Source organism: Streptomyces sp. NPDC046900 (assembly GCF_040644975.1).
In the GTDB taxonomy this organism is placed as follows: domain Bacteria; phylum Actinomycetota; class Actinomycetes; order Streptomycetales; family Streptomycetaceae; genus Streptomyces.
The window spans coordinates 24,129-40,795 of sequence record NZ_JBEYXD010000036.1 but is presented as its reverse complement, the minus strand read 5'-3'; the positions used below and the strand labels follow the sequence as shown (position 1 = coordinate 40,795).

Sequence of the window (16,667 nt, the reverse complement as noted above, 5' to 3'; positions counted from 1 at the left end):
TTGGGGAGGGGAGTGCCGATGCTGTTGCAGACGGTAGAGGTCGATGTGTTCCGGAATTTCACCAACAAGCAGAGCATGGCGGTTGATCACGCCGTGACGTGCCTGATCGGCAAGAACGAGTCGGGCAAGACGACGGTCCTGAAGGCTCTGCACCGGCTGAATCCTGCGAACGAGCCTGATCGATTCGACCTGACCAAGGACTATCCGCGCCGTCACCTGGCGCGTGACCGGCGAGCGAAGGACTTGGAGGAGGTTGAGCCCGTCACGGCGGTCTTCGCCCTGGAGGAGGCCGACCTGGATGTGCTTGAAGACCAGCTGGGTGTACGCCCGCCGGTCCAGACCCTCGTGGTGGCGTCGCGGTCATACGGCGGGGAACTGCGGGTCGGGGTTTCCTGCTCCCTGGAGCACGTGCTGGAGCTAGTGATCCAGGAGACCGGCATCGATGACCCCGAGGACCGCGAGCTGCTCACGGCGGAGCAGTCTGTGGCCGAGATCGTGGCCACCGCGAAGGCCCACGCCAAGTACCTGAAGGAGGAGAAGAAGACCGCCCGTGCCAAGGTGCTGGACAAGGTGCCTGCCGAGCTGAACAAGTACAAGCTGCTGCTGGACAACGCCCTGGACGACGACCAGACCGAGGAGCTGGCCAACCTCCTGCCGAAGTTCTTCTACTTCTCGACCTATGAACTCCTGCCGGGCGAGTGCGACCTGCACTCCCTCGCCGAACGCGCCAAGGCCGGAAGGCGGAAGAAGGGAGACGGGACGATCCTGTCGCTTCTCCGCCTCGCTGGCGAGGGCCCCGAGGACTTCCTCGACGAGGACTACGACAGCCGTAAGGCCGAACTCCAGGCCGCCAGCATGGAACTCAGCGACCAGGTCTTCGAGTACTGGAAGCAGAACGACGCGCTCACGGTCGCGTTCGACACGGACCTCATCCCCACGCCGGCCGACGCCAACGGCCAGCCGCAGCCGCACCACCGCATCCTGAAGATCGAACTGCGTGACGAGCGCCACGGAGTCGAGACGAACTTCGCCACCCGATCCACCGGCTTCCAGTGGTTCTTCTCCTTCCTCGCAGCGTTCAGCTCCTACCGCGACCGCAACGAACGCGTCGTTGTGCTCCTGGACGAACCCGGCACCAGCCTGCACGGCGAAGCGCAGGGCGACTTCCTGCGCTACATCTACGGAGAGCTCGGCACCAAGCAGCAGGTCCTCTACACCACGCACTCCCAGCACATGATCGACCCCACCCGGTACGAGACCATGCGCGCCATCCACGACCAGGCCACGCGCAAGGACCCCAGCCTCGGAGTCGTGATCACGCCGGTCAGCCTGTCGGCCGACCCCAAGACGATCCTCCCGGTAGAAGCCGCGCTCGGGTACTCCGTCGCCCAGCACCTCTTCCTCGGAGCCGGGCCACTCCTGGCGGTCGAAGGCAGCAGCGACTTCATCTTCCTTATGCGCATGTCCGACTACTTGATCAGCCAGGGCCGCACTGGCCTCGATCCCCGCCTGGCCATCATCCCGGTCGGCGGCATCGGCAACATGCCGGCCTTCATCGCCGTCATGGGACGGCGCCTGACCGTACGCGCCCTGATCGACGGAGCCGAGACCACCAAGGTGACCGCAAAGGTCCTCAGCGCCGCGCAGGCCGCCAACGTCGACGCTTCCCACGTCACCGTGATCGGCCAGATCGACGGCCTCCCCGAGACCGCCGACATCGAGGACCTGTTCTCCACCAAGGACTATCTCTGGCTCCACAACAGGGCTACCGAGGTCACCATCAACGAGTCAGACCTAATCCCCACCGACAGGCCCATCCCGATCCTCAAGCGCATCGGGATTGCCCGCGAGCAGCAGCACAAGCCCCGGGACTTTGACCACGTCGGACCCGCACACCAGCTCACCCGCGACAATGACGCCTTCTTCGAGCAGGTCGATGACGAGACCCTCGCCCGCTTCGAGACGGTCTTCGAGAAGCTCATGGCCTGAGCTCGCCAACCGTACGAGGCCCCGGGGCCATCGTGTCCCGGGGCCTCGTACGGTCCGGCTCATCGGCCGGACGGCGGCGGTGTCACGACCACTCGATGCCCAGCTCCCGCAGTGCGGCCAACTGCTCCGCCGTGAGCTTGCCGCACCTTGACTTGGTGTTCGAGACCCACACGCCCAGCTTCACGACCACCGGCTCCGCCTCGCCGTCAACCGCAACCTCTTCGCCGTAGCCCCTTGGCACCGGCCGGTGGGCGCCTTCTCGCTCCACCCACTGCGCGAGGGCCGCAAGACGCCGCTGGAACGCCTGCTGCGCCTTGCTCGGACCCTTCCGCCGCGCGGGTAGTCGCCGGGGCGGGAGACGGCCCGCGATGTCCCCCTCGGCGCCGCCATCCTCGAAGACCTCGAACACCACGGACCCGCCGCAGACGTGTGGACGCCGCTCGCCGGAGGCGAGGACCAGTGTGCCCGTGGTACGCCCTCTAAGTTGAACGTTTACCTAAGCAAAGAGGATCTGTGGCCGAGTTTGAGCCAAGTTACCTACGTGACGCCGAAGTTCGGTCAAACTCGATCAGGCATATGCGTAGCCTTCCACTAACGCAAACGCAGGACCACAGCTCCGCCAGCCGCGAACGGACTGCCACGCACCTGCGCAGCCCAAGCCAGCGGCCGTACTACACGGGATGGCCAGGGGGAGACCACGTGACACCAACACCAAGGCAGGCAGCAAAGTTCACCGATGTTCACGCCCGGAGGTACGCAACCGCGCTACTGCTCGCGGGCAGCCTGGCGGTGGTCTCCAGTTGCAGCGACCGGCAGAACAACGATGCCCGATCCCCCGACATCCCGAGCGCGCGCACCGTAGCGCCATCCAAGCTGCCCAGTTCGCCAGCTCATAGCGAGGAAGCCTTGGTAATCGCGGCGTACACCAGCTCGTGGACCGCGCAGACCGAGGCCTACAGCAAGGCCTCGACCGCAGGCACCGACTTGAGGAAGACCACCACCTTCAAGGCATTGGCCGACATCGAGAGCGACCTTTCGGTCATGCGAAAGGCCAGGCAGGTGACAACCGGAGAGCCGGCGATCAATCCAAAGGTCGTCAAGGTGACCGCCGGCAAGCTGCCCACAGCCACCATCGAGGACTGCGTCGATACCACGCACTGGACACTGATCGACAAGGCCTCAAAGAAGCCGGTTCCGCTGCCGACGACGCGACTCATCAAATACGTCAGCATCGCAACGCTTGAAAAGTGGGGGACGAAGTGGATGGTCACGAAGTTGACCGCTCAAGCGCAGTCCTGCTGACCCGACGGCTGGCCGTACTCGTCGGCGCTCTCGTACTGGCCTCGCCGGGTATCGCACACGCCGACGACGATCTCAACGTCGGTGCCGGCAATTGTCAGGTCATCAAGTTCTGCGTCGACGTCGGCGTCGGTGACGACACCCCCGGCAGTGGCGGTCAGGCAGGTGGCTCACAAGGCGGCACGGACGACAATCCCAGCAAGGTGAAGTGCACTTACACCAAGGTCGATCAGAAGCCTCCAGCCGACCACCCGGTCTGGGAGGGCAAAGACCCGAAGAAGAACGACCTGTACTTCAGGTCCTGCTCGGATGGTGGTCAGGACAATCCGGACGGCTTTGTCGTCGTCCCGACGGGCCAGCCTCCCGCTCCGCAGGTCGACCCACAGGAACTGGCCCAGCGCGCGGTCGACTCGATGACGCTGCTCGGCCCGGACGTCGCTAGCCCGCGAGCGACTGGACGATACATCGTGGGTGTGCCGATGTGGATGTGGGTGGACCAGAGTCCGACTACGTACGGTCCGAACTCGGCGAGTGCTACGGCGGGCGGTGTGACGGTCACCGCGACGGCGAAGGTATCGAAGATCGTCTGGAAGATGGGTGATGGCTCCGTTGTGACCTGTCATGGACCTGGCGAAAAGTATGCGGCGGCTTATGGGAGGCAGGAGTCGCCGACGTGCGGCCACACCTACACGGCCACGTCGGCTTCCCGGCCGGCCGGCACGTACACCGTGACCGCGACGTCGACGTGGACGGTCGACTGGCAGGTCGCCGGCGGCGGTGGAGCAAGCGGCCGGCTCCTCGAGACGCGGCAGTCCCAGATGCAGGTGGCGATCGGCGAACTGCAGGTCGTGCGGTGACGGCCCCTGGAAGGAACCAACGGTGAGCAAGACGAAAGAACGCGCAAGTGCAGCCGGCGCACACGGCATCCCCCCGCGGGGGCAGGTGGCCGGTCCGGTGGCGCCGCCTCGCGTCTCGGCCCGCAGGCGTCGGCCCGGGGTGATCGCCCTGTCGCTGGCGTTGATCGCCGCCGGGGGCGCGGGTGTTGCGGTCCTGCTGCTCCAGGTCGGCCACCGGACCCAGGTGGTGACCGTGGTCCGCGAGGTGCAGGTCGGTCAGGTGCTGACCGAACGGGATCTGGGCAGGGCGTCCGTCGCCTTGGACCCGGCGGTCAAGGCCGTGCGTGCCGACGATCTCGACTCGGTGGTGGGCAATCGGGCTGCGGTGGAGCTCAAGCCCGGCTCCCTGCTCGCCCCCTCGCAGGTGACGAAGGACTCGCTGGTGCGGGCCGGCGAGCAGTTGGTGCCGATCGGCTTGGAGCCCAAGCAGATCCCGGCCACCGCTCTGGTACCGGGCCAGAAGGTAGAGCTGGTGCACGTCCCGGCCCAGGGCACCACCGACACGGGCAAGACGTCCGACGCCGCGCCGCAGACCATCGACGGCCGGGTTGTGAAGGTGTCCGGCGCCGCCCCCGGTACGGGAATCGTGGTCGTCGACGTTGCCACCTCCGCCGCCGACGGTCCCACGGCCGCCGCCTGGGAGTCCGCCGGCACCCTTCGCCTGGTCCTCACCGCCCCGGACGGCAACTGATGGCGGTGATCGCGCTCGCAGGCTGCAGCGGTGCGCCCGGCGTGACCACGAGCGCGCTGGCCCTGCTGCTGTCGTGGCCGCTGGAGGCGGGCCGGCGGATGATCCTGGCCGAGTGCGACCCGGACGGCGGGGCCGTGCTGCACGGGCTGCTGCAGGCCTCGCTCGGCGACCGGTACGGGCTGCGCAACCTGTCGGTCGCTGCCCGCAAAGGCGAGTTCAGCGATGCGTTCTGGCGGCAGCTGATCGACCTGAGCAGTGAGGACGGCACGCGGGAGTCACCGCGCGACCGGCTGCTGCTGCCGGGCATCACCGACCCCGCGCAGGCGGCGAGCCTCGGCTCGGTGTGGAAGGTCCTCGCGCAGATGTTCCGCGGCATCGAGGCCGAGAGCGGCCACGACGTCCTGATCGACCTCGGCCGCCGTGGGGCGTACGGGCCCTCCGGGGTCCTGGCCGAGCAGGCCGACGCCACCTTCGTGGTGGTGCGCAACACCCTGCGCTGCCTGCAGGCGGCAGAGGGCCGGGTGCGCGCACTGGAGGAGAGCGTCGGTGACGTCAGCGTCATGCTGATCAACGAGGGTCCGTATCCCGCAGGTGAAGTTCAGCGCGTCCTGCAGGTGCCGGTGATCGCCACTTTGCCGTACGCGCCAAACGACGCCCGCGTGCTGTCCGACGGCGCCGAACAGCCCCGCCGGTTCACCAAGTCGCCGCTGATGAAGGCCGCCCGCACGAGCAGCACGCTGCTTCTCCAGCGGGCCGCCATGCGCCAAGCCCGCCTCGATCCACGTGGCCTGCGCACAGCGGGTGGGGAGGTGACCCATGCACGCTAGGCCCCTGCACCCGAACCCGATCGTGGCCCCGCTGCCCCAGGAGCGGGCGCACCGGGCCAACGGCGCACCCTCATCTGCCGGTGCTGCCTCCAGTACACGGGTGCTCGGCACGGCGACTCCCCCGATCACCGTCGACTACCGGGTGGCCCGGGACATTGCGTCCCAGGTCGCCAAGCAGCGCGAGGAACTGCTCAAGACCAAGCCCGGCATGGACCGGGCCGGCGAGGAGCAGCGCTGCCTGAACTGGATCGCCGAGGCCGTCGCGCTGTGGTCCAACGCCCAGGCGATGACGCCGCAGGAAGACGAGGCGCTGCGACGCGCCGTGTACGACCTGCTGTTCCGGGCCGGCCGGTTGCAGCCGTACCTGGACGACGAGCGGGTCGAGGACATCATCATCCAGGGCCCACACGAGGTGTGGCTGGACTACGGCGACGGCGAACGCCGCCGGGTCGGCCCGATCGCCGAGTCCGAGGAGGAACTGCTGGAGCTGTTGCGGGAGTTGGCCCGGGGATCGGGGCACAGTGAGCGCACCATCTCCACCGCGAACCCGACCCTCGCTCTGTCCTTGCAGGACGGCTCCCGTCTTCAGGCCATCACCGGGCTCGGCCCGATGACGTATGCGGTCATCCGCCGGCACCGGGTATCCCACTGCGATCTCGAGGACCTGGTACGGCTGGGCACCATCGACCCGATCCTGCGCGAGTTTCTCGGGGCTGCTGTGCGCGCCGAGAAGAACATCATGATCGCGGGGAAGCAGAAGGCCGGAAAGACCACGCTGATGCGGGCAATGCTCCGCGAGTTCGACCCGGAGTGCCGCTTCGCCACCGTCCAGAGTGAGGATGAGCTGTTCGCCCACACAGGCGGCTACCACCGGCAGGTCGTGTCCTTGGTGGGGCGGGAGTCCAACGGGGAGAAGGACGTCACCGGGCGCGGCGCCGGTGAGGTCACGCTCCTGGACCTGATGCATCCGGCACTGCGGATGTCGCTGGAGCGGATCGTGGTCGGCGAGGTCCGCGGCCCCGAAGTCGTCGCCATGATGCAGGCGTTGACCAACGGCTCGGGCGGCAACCTGTGCACCATCCACGCGCGTCGCCCGGACATCATCTTCGACCGGATCGCCGAGTTGTACGCGCTCGCCCAGGAGAACCTCTCCGAGCAGCTCGCCTACCGGCAGACCGCCAACGGTCTGGATTTCGTGGTGTTCGTCGACATGACGGACGAGACGCAGATCGGCGGCCGCCGCCACCGCTACGTCTCCCACGTCCTGGAGGTGACCGGGATCGGAGAGAACGGCCGACCCGCCACCAATGAGGTGTTCTCCCCCGGAGCTGAGTGGGGGGAGCTGCGGGCGGTACCGAGGATGGACCCTGCCTGCATCGACGACCTGCGCCGCGTCGGCTTCGACTCGGCCCTGCTGCAGGAGTCGTACGGGGCTTGGCCGGCACCGCTGCCGTTGAAGGTGGGGGTGAGCCGATGATTCTGCTGTTCGGGCTGCTGTCCGGCATGGCCGTCGCCGGCGGACTGATCGGTGTCGTCGCGGGTCTCGTGGGCACCACGGCGCCCCGCCGGGCCCCGCTGCGCCAGCGCTGGCAGGCAGCCCTGCGCGGCGGGAAGCACCAAAGCGAGGATGTCCGGATGCGGCGTTGGACCCTCATGGTCGCAGCCGTCGTCGTCTTCGCGGCGGTGTGGCTCATCTCGGGGAATTTCGTCGGCGGGGCACTGCTGGGCGCGGCCGTCATCGGCGTGCCCTGGCTGATCACCCCGGCGCAGATGGCGCAGGACCGCATCGGTCAGCTGGAGGGCTTAAGCGAGTGGACGCAGCGGCTGGCCGGCCTGTTGCGGCTGGGCATGGGCCTGGAACAGGCGATGATCACCAGCCGTCAGGGAGCACCGGACGAACTCGCCCCGCAGATCATCAACCTGTCCGACCGGCTGCGCCTGGGGTGGCGGCCGGAGGGGGCGCTGCGCGCGTTCGCTGATGAACTGGACGATGTCACCTCGGACAAGGTGGTCGCGGCGCTGATCCTGTCCGCGGGCGACCGCGGCCCGGGACTGGCCCAGGCGTTGGAGGACCTGGCGGGCACCGTCCGTGAGGAGGTCGCCAAGAAACGCGCCATCGAGGCGGACCGAGCGAAGCCGCGCACCACCTTGCGGTGGATGACCGTCATCACCGTGGGTGTCGTGGTGGGTGGGTTCTTCGTGCCGTCCTACACGAGGCCGTACTCCACGCTTCTGGGACAGCTCATGCTCGCGTTCCTGACGGCCGGGTTCGTCGGTGTGCTCGCCCTGATGCGGCAGCTGGGCACCTTCCGCCGCATCCCGCGGTTCCTCATTCCCGATCCGACCAGCACCGTCCGGCTGCCTGCGCCCGCGCCGGAGCCGGACCTGCCGCTCACCACCCGGGAGCCGGAAGGAGCCGCCTCGTGAACCTGATCCCTGCCGTTGTGTCCGGCGGCACGATCGGCGCCGGCCTGGCGCTGCTGATTCGGGAGCTCCTGCAGCCGCAGCCCGCGTTGGGGCCGGCCCTCAAGCGCAGTACCCCGGCTGCCTCGACGATGCCCGACCGGGAGCTGGACCGGGAGGAGGTGTGGGGCCGGTGGCTGCTGGCCCGCCTCGAGCGGCTTCCGGGCGTGAGGGTCCCCACCACCAACCTGGCCCTGCTCGGGCTGGGGCCGGGCGAGTTCATGCTCAAGAAGACCGCGCTCGCCGCGCTGGGGCTGCTGTGCCCGGTCATCGCGACCATCCCGTGGATCATCGCGGGCATGGGCCTGCCCTTCTACGTGCCCCCTGGCGTCGGACTTCTCGTCGCGGCCCTGCTGTTCATCACGCCCGATCTCTCCGTGCGAGACCAGGCCAAGCGGGCACGGGAGGAGTTCACGCACGCCCTGTCCGCCTACCTCGACCTGGTCGCGCTCAAGCGGGCCGCCGACGCCGGCCCCGCCGAGGCCCTGGAGAAAGCGGCCGAGGTCGGCGAGGGCTGGCCCTTCCTCTATCTGCAAAGCGCCCTGCGGCGCGCCCGGCTGGAGAAGATCCCGCCCTATCAAGCCCTAGCGGAACTGTCCGCCGAGTACGACCTGCCCGTCCTTACCGACGTCGCCGACATCATGCGCAGCTCAGCGACCGATGGTGCCGCCGTCTACAAGGCGCTGCGGGCTCGCACTTCGGCGCTGAATGCCGAACTGCTGGCCGATCAGGCCGCGGAGGCGAACGCGGCCAGCGAGAAGATGACCGCTCCGGGGGCCCTCTTGGCGATCTTGGTGATGCTGCTGATGGCGTTCCCCGCCGTGATCCGCATGCTCACCGTCTGAAAAACACCGACTCGTTCAGCTCCAGAGAGGTATGGAACATGAAGCACACCGCAGCCCGCACCTGGGCGCACGCGAATCGTGCGGTCCTCCGGTTGACCACCAGAGTTCAGGAGGGTCTTGAGGAGGCCGCCCACCGGCCGGACCGCGGTGACATCTCCACCACGACCGTCATCATCTGGGTGGCCGCTGTCACCGGTGCCGTCCTGATCGCAGGGACCATCGCCGTCGTGATCTCCAAGTACAACGGCATGCTCAACGGCCTGTGATGCGTCGTCCCAAGCGGCTGAAGGACTGGTGGCAGGGGCACAGATGGCGGGACGACCGCGGGGACACCAGCATCCAAATGGCGATCATCTTCCCGTTCGTGCTGCTCGCCACGGTGGCCGTCGTCCAGGCCTCCATGTGGTACTACGCCCGCCAGATCGCCTTGACCGCCGCCCGCGAAGGCGCCAGCGCGGCCCGCTCCTATCAGTCGAGCCCGGCCGCCGGTGAGTCCCAGGCGCGGGACGTGCTGGAGCGCACCGCGGGTGACAGTCTGCGCGGCTACAGCGTCTCCGCGAGCAGCAATGGGCAGCGTGTACGGGTCCAGGTATCCGGCACGGCCCTATCGATGATCCCCGGTGTGTCGGGACTGCACGTCAGCCAGTCGGCGTCCGGGCCGGTGGAACGTTGGACGCATGGGGGGAGTGAATGACGTGCGAGACATGGCCCGCTGGACTCGCAGGCTTCGTAGCGATGAGGGCAGTGCCGCGGTCGAGGCAGCCATCATCCTCCCGTCGCTGATCATGTTCCTGTGTCTGGCGATCGCCGGGGGCAGGATCGTCACCTCCGGCGCGAAGATCGACTCTGCCGCCGAGGACGCAGCGAGGGAAGCGTCCATCCACCGCACAGCGGCGGCCGCCCAGAGTGCCGCGCGGTCGGCGGCTGCCGACTCCCTCGACGACCAGGGCATCACCTGCGTGTCGACCAGCGTCACCATCAACACCGGCGGTCTCAATGTGCCGGTGGGGCAGGTCGGCACGGTCACCGCGACCGTGACCTGCACGGTCAATCTGTCCGACCTCCTGCTTCCGGGCGTGCCCGGCGCTAAGACGCTCACGTCGACGGCGACATCGGTGGTGGACCAGTACAGGCAGGCGGGGGGATGGATGATCTGGCGTCGGATCCTGCGGGCACGATGCGACGACCGGGGAGGCGTCACCGTGTTCGTCGCCGTGTGCGTCTTCGCGCTGATCGGCATCATCGGCCTCGCGGTAGACGGGGGCAGCAAGATGCGCGCCACCGAGCGCGCCGACTACGTCGCCGGCGAGGCCGCCCGGGCGGGCGGGCAGGCCATCGACCCCGCCGACGCCATCACCGGCACGGCAATCGTCGTCGATCCGCAGGCGGCGGCCGCTGCCGCGCAGGCCTACCTGAGCTCCGCCGGCGCCACCGGCACCGTCAGCGTGTCCGGGGACGGCAAGACCCTCAACGTCACGGTCACCGGCTCGTACGACACGAAGTTCCTGTCGGTGGTCGGGATCGGCTCGCTGCTGGTGTCCGGCCATGGCAAGGCCACCCTCCTGCATGGTGTCACCGCTCCCGAAGGATTCTGATGCGCACCACCACCCGCTCCCCCGCTGCAGCGGCCGGCCCCTCCGTGGTACGGGTCCTCAAGGCCGTGCTGAGCCTGCTCGTGCTGGCCGCCGCAGTCGGCGGGCTGCCGCTTCTGCTGGCCTGGGCAACCCCGGTCATCTGGGCTGCCACCCACGACGACCTGACCCACCTGCTGAACCGGCAGGACACGGGTGGGGCGTTTCTGCTGTTGCTCGCCTGCGTGGGATGGATCGGATGGGCCCAGTTCACGGTCTGTGCCATACGCGAGCTGCTCGCACAGCTGCGGGGCCGGACTTGGCACGCGCCTCGAGGGATGGTTGCCTCGCAACGCGCCGCGGCCCTGCTGATCGGCAGCATTCTGGTACTGCTGCCCACGACCTCGGCCCTGGCTTCCGATGCGCAGGCCGCCCCTGCCACCGCGGTTGCCCTCGCATCCGGCCAGGCGGCCCAGGCCTCGCAGTTCGCCGCTGACGCCGACCAGGCTTCCCCTACGTCCCCGAGCACAACGGCCTCGCGTACGTACACGGTGCGCGAGACGCGGCCGGCGGAGAGCCTGTGGAGCATCGCTGAGCGGGAGTTGGGGGACGGCGAGCGGTGGCGGGAGATCGCCGACCTGAACGAGGGCCGGACCATGGCCGACGGCACGGTCTTCCGCGCGAACAGCTTTCTGAAGTCCGGCTGGCAGCTTCAGATGCCTCATACGGCCGCGGCCGCAGCAGGCATCCGCACGCAGCTGGGTGCCGACGCGCCTGTTGCCGCCGAGACGGGTGAGCATGTCGTCACGGTGCGCTCGGGCGACTACCTGTCGAAGATCGCGGAGAGAGAACTCGGCGACGGCGACGCATGGCCAAAACTGTTTAAGGCCAGCCGGGGCGAGCCACAGCCCGAAGGCCTGCCCGAGATCACCAACCCGGACGTGATTTTCGCGGGGCAGCAGGTCACAGTGCCCGAGGCGCGACCCGTCCAGCATCCCCAAGGCTGCAACCAGGGTGAGGAGCCGAGTGGCCAGGCGACCACTCCCCCGGCCACCACCCCGAGTGCCGCCGGCGAGCAGCCGGGCGATGGCCACGGGGATGCACAGGCACCCGTGCCGAGCCGAACCACGGCGCCGGCACCAGAGTCGTCGGCTCCCGGCGCACCGTCCAGTCGCCCTGTCGAGCAGCCCGGGCAGGACCCATCCTCTCCATCCGCGTCCTCGAGGGCGGAGTCCAGCGCGAGCGCCTCTCCATCGATGTCGGAGTCGGCGTCGTCCGGCTCTCCTGCCTCCTCCCCCGCCCCCCTGGCGCCCGAGACCCCGGAGGCGGCCTCGGCCAGCAACAGCCTGCTGAACCTGCGGATCGTGCTCGGCGCCGGCGCACTGCTGGCAGCCGCCATCACCGGCGCCCTCGCCCTGCGCAGGACGTTGCAGCGCCGCCGCCGCCAGCCCGGCGAGAAGATCGCCATCGCGCCGGAGACCTCCACAGCCGAGGCCCAGCTTGCGGCGGCCGCTGAGCCCGGCGGCGCTGTCCGCCTTGACGCGGCGTTGCGGACTCTGGCCCACCAGGTGGCTCAGCAGCAGGAAGATGTGGCCCTGCCGCCGCTGCGCGCCGCGCGCGTCGGAACCCGCACGGTAAAGGTGCTTCCCGAGGACCTCGCCCAGGATCCAGTGCCGCCCTTCACCACCGGACAGGGCGGCTGGTGGGCCCTGCCCGCTGACGCTGCACTCCTGGACGAGGAGGCCGCGCGCGACGTGCCGGCCCCGTATCCGGGGCTGGTCACGATCGGCAGCACCGAGGCGGGCGACCTTCTGCTACTCAACCTCGTCGCACTGCCCGCGCTGCTCCTGGACGGCAACCCGGTCCACATCACCGAAGTGTGCACCTCGCTCGCCCTCGAACTCGGGATGAGTCCATGGGCGGCCGAAGTCGAAGTCATAACCGTCGGGTTCGGCGAGGACCTGCCGCAACTGCTGCCCACCGCGCGGATCGCCCACATGCGTCAGGCTGCGCACGCTCTGCGCGATCTGAGCGAACGCCTGCTGGAAGCGCACCAGATGCCCGAAACCCAGCATCAGCCGTATCTGCTGCTGTGCGCGTCCTCCTTGGACGAGGAGGCGGCCTGGCAGTTCGCCGACATCATCGACCGGGCAGGGGTGGTACCCGTCACGCTGATCGCCCCGGCGAGTACGGCAGCCGTTCACTTCCCTGCAGCGGAGGTCCTCAACGCTTCCCTCAGTGACCCGCAAACCCTCGACTACGCCGGCACCGACATCACAGTGCAGCGCCTGGAGCACGCGGCCTACCTGCAGATCACCACAGCGCTGAAGGTGTCCGGGCAGCCGTCCCACCCGGCCGAGGGCCCCTGGCAGGACGTCCCCGACGAACTCGACAGCATGCACCAGCCCGAACAGGCATCGCCGGAGGAGTCCATCGTGCCCGCGCCCCCCGCTGCCGCGATCCCGGCCACCGCACCGGACGCCAGCGGTGAGGCCTTCCCGGCCTTGCTCGCCGCTAACACCCATCCGTCCGGACTCCGTCTCCTCTCCCCCGCCTCGCCGTCAACCCCCCACGACAAGGAAGCCGGCCCCGTCACCGAGACAACGGTGCCCCCGGCCACAGCGCCATCTGACGCGGACTCCCCCGACATGGCAGAGGCTGCACAGGATGACGGACCGGCGACCGCCGAGCCCGAGGGGCCGGCGGCGGAAGAGGGCGAGGCACACGATCTGCACGCCCCGGAGATCCGAGTCCTCGGGCCGGTTGAGGTGACGGGCGTGGACAGTACCGGCCACGGCCCGAAGATGGCCCAGCTCGCCGCCCTGTTGTATTTCCGGCCCAGGCGCAGCGCCGATGTCCTGTGCGCCGACATGGATCCCGTCAGCCCCTGGTCGACGAGCACCCTCAACGCGCGGATGCAGGGCCTGCGCAGCTGTCTGGGCAGCGATACGTCCGGCAACCCCTACGTACCGCGCCGCAAGGCGGGCGAGGACCCCTACCGGCTCGCTGCCAGCGTCCGATGCGACTGGAGCCGCTTCCTACAGCTCGCCGAACACGCCCTGCCACTGGGCCCGTCCGGCCTGAACGACCTGGAGAAGGCGTTGATGCTGGTGCGGGGCAAACCGTTCGGCGGCCGACCGCTGCCCTGGGCCGAGCCCTACCAGCAGGAAATGACCACGCGGATCATCGACGTCGCACACACCGTTGCCACCCACCGCATCCCGCCGGGCCCTCACCACGACCTCAACGCCGCGCGCCAGGCCGTCGCGACCGGTCTCGACGTCGACGACACCGCAGAGCTGTTGTACCGGGACTGGATGCGTCTTGAAGCTGCGCGCGGGAACCGGTCGGGGCTGCACACCGCGATCACCCGCGTGCAACAGGTCAACCGGGCGATGGACTGCTCACTGGAGATGGAGACCACGCAGCTCATCAACGAGCTCCTGGGTGACTCGGGCACGCCGGTGCGCAAGGCCCTATAGACGTGGGTACGCAGGGTCACGTGCGACTTAGCTGGGGGCCACGTCCCGAGTCGCGTAGGCGAGCAGCCCGCTCAGGGCCGCCTCGTTGGACACAGGCGGCCGCGTACGCCACTCCCCCAGTGTTCCCCGTACGGTCTGCGTAACCGTGTGCGCGTGCTGGGCCAGGCTATCGTCCAGGGCAGTCGCTTCCGCGTCCTGAGGCGTTCAGTGACAACGACCGGCCCGTGGATCGGGTACAGGGCCATGCCTCGCCAGGGCCCAGACGGCGATGCTCTGCGCAAGTCCGCTCCCGTGTCCGTTTCCGTGGATGTGCAGGAGTGCCCGCGGGTGGTACACGCCTTGATCAACCGCGCTGGTCGCTCCGATGTGCTCCTGGATCGCGGATCCGCACCGGTCTCGGGCAGGTCGAGTTCCGTTGACTGTTGTGCGGAGGAGATGCGCAGCGCGCGCATGGGTCCTCCTCATCGGTTCGGGGGCGATGCTGCGCACTGCGCAAAGGCGCGGTGCGCAGGCCGTCGCGGGGTGCGCAGGTCCTGCGCAGTGATCACTGTGGCTGCACATTGGGTGTCTGATCAGAAGTTTTACTGATTGTGCATCCTGCCGGGGGCTGTCGGGGCTCCGATGCACAATCGGCCCGGACGATGCCTACTGCTGAGCCTCGGTGTGATATCGGGTGAGCGCGTGCCAGCGCCGCGCGAAGTCTTCGGTCTGTTCGCCGATCTGGGCCGGGGTGATCGGCTTGTTGTACTGGCCGGTGATCCCGCGATCCGTGCAGTCCTGCGCAACGGCATCCGCCGAAGGCGCTTCGGTGCGCACGCGGTGCTCCGCCCACACGTTGTAGATGCGGAACTGGAGGGGGTAGCGGCGCAGCGTGGACGGGGCGACGGGCTTGCCTCCCCGGCCGAACATGCCCTTCTTGGCCAGGAAGGCGGACAGCTCATCGGCACCAGGTTCGCCGCCGTGCTGAGCCTGATACTCCATCCACACGAGGTAGTAGCGGTCGACGACGGTCAGGTCGCCTCCCCCAGCAGGATCCTGCGGCGGGGGCTGCTCGTCGACCTTGGCGTCGATCCTCGGCCCGCGCTGCCCCTGGGCAGCCCGGGCGCCGGCGGCCGCCGTCTCCTGCTCACCCTCCCGATCCGGCAGGGGCTCACCCCGCGCCTGCTCGCTGGGATCGATGTCCGCTTCGTCCTCGGCAGGCGGAACGATCTCCGGGCCGCCGATGTCGTACTCGCGGTCATGAAATTCGGCGACGTAGTCCTGCAGTTCGGCTGCGGTGACCGGCTGGCCGCGGGCGCCCCTGATGCCGTCGCGCTGGTAGATGTACTGGGCAAGGGCGGCCGCATCGGGGTAGGAGCCCTTCTCCCGGGCGTACGCGAGCCAGGCGTTGTAGAAGTAGTCGCTCAACGTCAATCCGTCCGCATCTTGCCTGTCTTCGGGCTCGGTCCCAGCCTCGACCGACGGCGCGTTGCGTTGCCCCAGGACTTGCAGCAGGGGCTCCAGTTGCTCATCCGACAGTGGTCCGCCGGCTGCGGTGGCGATGCCGTACTGGTCCTGGAGCCAGAGAGCGAACTGCGCGCTTGTGGGCTCGGACCCGAAGGCGGCGCGCCAGGCCTGGTAGGCGTCGGCGAGGTGTCGGGCGTCCCCATCGTCTTCCACCTCTGGTTCGTGCGACCGGCTGCGTTCCGCGGGCGGCGCCTGGTTCGTCGGCTGAGGCTCGGCACTCAGCTGCGCAGGCCCCTTCTCTTGCTCGACGGCCTCGAGTTCGGGGCTTTGCCGCTGCGCCGGTACCGGGGTCCGCTCGACGGTGAACTGGATTGGCTGCTCGTCGATACCGGCGGCGGCCAGGCCGGCCGGGGCCGTCTGGGCCAGGGGTACGCCGTAGCGGGCCAGACGCAGAGGCATCAGCGACTCCACCGGGGCCTTGCGACGCCAGGCGCGGCCGAAGCGGGAGCGGAGACTGGCCTGGTAAACACGGCGTTCCTGTTCGAACTTGATGACCTGGTCGTAGGAGCGCAGCTCCCACAGCTTCATCCGCCGCCACAGCAGGAACGTCGGGATCGGGGAGAGCAGCCAGCGGGTGAGGCGGACGCCTTCCATGTGCTTGTCGGCGGTGATGTCGGCTATGCGGCCAATCGCATGGCGGGCGGCCTCGATGGCAACGACGAACAGGACCGGGATGATCGCGTGCATGCCGACGCCCAGCGGGTCGGGCCAGGCGGCCGCGCCGTTGAACGCGATCGTTGCCGTCGTCAGCAGCCAGGCCATCTGGCGCAGCAGGGGGAAGGGGATGCGGATCCAGGTCAGCAGCAGGTCCAGGGCCAGTAGGACGCAGATACCCGCGTCGATGCCGATCGGGAAGACGTAACTGAAATTCCCGAAGCCTTTCTTGACGGCTAGTTCACGGACGGCCGCGTACGAACCTACGAACCCGATCCCGGCGATGATGGCCGCACCGGTCACGACCACCGCGATCAAAATGCGGTGGGCGCGGGTGAACGTCACTGGAGCTTTCCTCGGTCCCCCGGCCACGCGTCGCAGCCCTCCCCAGATCTTGTCGATGAACTGTCATCACACTCTCACGAGCGGTTACCCAAAACAGCC

General features: G+C 68.7%; 13 protein-coding genes and 2 pseudogenes. 13 read left to right on the top strand and 2 right to left on the bottom strand.

From position 1 onward, the window contains the following. The first annotated feature begins 18 nt into the window (after window positions 1-18). Window positions 19-1,989 carry an AAA family ATPase gene (locus ABZ904_RS28965; protein ID WP_361826391.1) on the top strand — a complete coding sequence of 657 codons (1,971 nt, stop codon included), beginning with the start codon at window positions 19-21 and terminating at the stop codon, window positions 1,987-1,989. Between the two features lie 82 nt (window positions 1,990-2,071). Here ABZ904_RS28965 and ABZ904_RS28960 read toward each other — a convergent pair. Continuing rightward, window positions 2,072-2,351, bottom strand: a pseudogene (locus ABZ904_RS28960) (helicase associated domain-containing protein); the annotation flags it as partial. A gap of 337 nt (window positions 2,352-2,688) precedes the next feature. On the opposite strand from ABZ904_RS28960, the gene ABZ904_RS28955 reads away from it, so the two are divergent. The 12 genes and pseudogenes from ABZ904_RS28955 (at window position 2,689) to ABZ904_RS28900 (ending at window position 14,063) form a co-directional block, all read left to right on the top strand. Further along, window positions 2,689-3,291: a hypothetical protein gene (locus ABZ904_RS28955; protein WP_361826388.1), complete on the top strand. Its 603-nt coding sequence runs from the start codon at window positions 2,689-2,691 to the stop codon at window positions 3,289-3,291. Then, the gene (locus tag ABZ904_RS28950) at window positions 3,237-4,145 is read left to right on the top strand and encodes an ATP/GTP-binding protein (RefSeq protein ID WP_361826386.1); all 909 of its coding nucleotides are present in this window, start codon (window positions 3,237-3,239) and stop codon (window positions 4,143-4,145) included. The genes ABZ904_RS28955 and ABZ904_RS28950 overlap by 55 nt, the downstream gene beginning before the upstream one ends. A gap of 22 nt (window positions 4,146-4,167) precedes the next feature. Next, window positions 4,168-4,875, top strand: a complete 708-nt coding sequence (locus ABZ904_RS28945; protein WP_361826383.1) for an SAF domain-containing protein — start codon at window positions 4,168-4,170, stop codon at window positions 4,873-4,875. Then, window positions 4,875-5,702 carry a hypothetical protein gene (locus ABZ904_RS28940; protein WP_361826380.1) on the top strand — a complete coding sequence of 276 codons (828 nt, stop codon included), beginning with the start codon at window positions 4,875-4,877 and terminating at the stop codon, window positions 5,700-5,702. The genes ABZ904_RS28945 and ABZ904_RS28940 overlap by 1 nt, the downstream gene beginning before the upstream one ends. After that, entirely contained in the window at window positions 5,692-7,179 is a 1,488-nt protein-coding gene (locus tag ABZ904_RS28935) for a CpaF/VirB11 family protein (RefSeq protein WP_361826377.1), read from the top strand. The genes ABZ904_RS28940 and ABZ904_RS28935 overlap by 11 nt, the downstream gene beginning before the upstream one ends. Next, window positions 7,176-8,129: a type II secretion system F family protein gene (locus ABZ904_RS28930; protein WP_361826374.1), complete on the top strand. Its 954-nt coding sequence runs from the start codon at window positions 7,176-7,178 to the stop codon at window positions 8,127-8,129. Before ABZ904_RS28935 ends, ABZ904_RS28930 begins: the two co-directional genes overlap by 4 nt. Then, window positions 8,126-9,010, top strand: coding sequence for a type II secretion system F family protein (locus tag ABZ904_RS28925; RefSeq protein ID WP_361826372.1), 885 nt, complete (start codon window positions 8,126-8,128; stop codon window positions 9,008-9,010). Before ABZ904_RS28930 ends, ABZ904_RS28925 begins: the two co-directional genes overlap by 4 nt. 38 nt (window positions 9,011-9,048) lie before the next feature. Next, window positions 9,049-9,276 carry a hypothetical protein gene (locus tag ABZ904_RS28920; protein WP_361826369.1) on the top strand — a complete coding sequence of 76 codons (228 nt, stop codon included), beginning with the start codon at window positions 9,049-9,051 and terminating at the stop codon, window positions 9,274-9,276. Beyond that, the gene (locus tag ABZ904_RS28915) at window positions 9,276-9,704 is read left to right on the top strand and encodes a TadE family protein (protein WP_361826366.1); all 429 of its coding nucleotides are present in this window, start codon (window positions 9,276-9,278) and stop codon (window positions 9,702-9,704) included. The genes ABZ904_RS28920 and ABZ904_RS28915 overlap by 1 nt, the downstream gene beginning before the upstream one ends. A 10-nt stretch (window positions 9,705-9,714) precedes the next feature. Beyond that, window positions 9,715-10,146 (top strand): annotated as a pseudogene (locus tag ABZ904_RS28910) (TadE family protein); the annotation flags it as partial. Between the two features lie 12 nt (window positions 10,147-10,158). Beyond that, window positions 10,159-10,605, top strand: coding sequence for a Tad domain-containing protein (locus ABZ904_RS28905; RefSeq protein WP_361826541.1), 447 nt, complete (start codon window positions 10,159-10,161; stop codon window positions 10,603-10,605). Further along, the gene (locus tag ABZ904_RS28900) at window positions 10,605-14,063 is read left to right on the top strand and encodes a hypothetical protein (RefSeq protein WP_361826363.1); all 3,459 of its coding nucleotides are present in this window, start codon (window positions 10,605-10,607) and stop codon (window positions 14,061-14,063) included. The genes ABZ904_RS28905 and ABZ904_RS28900 overlap by 1 nt, the downstream gene beginning before the upstream one ends. A 645-nt stretch (window positions 14,064-14,708) precedes the next feature. Here ABZ904_RS28900 and ABZ904_RS28895 read toward each other — a convergent pair. Continuing rightward, complete coding sequence (locus ABZ904_RS28895) at window positions 14,709-16,568, bottom strand: DUF2637 domain-containing protein (RefSeq protein WP_361826360.1); 1,860 nt, start codon at window positions 16,566-16,568, stop codon at window positions 14,709-14,711. Between the last annotated feature and the right edge of the window lie 99 nt (window positions 16,569-16,667).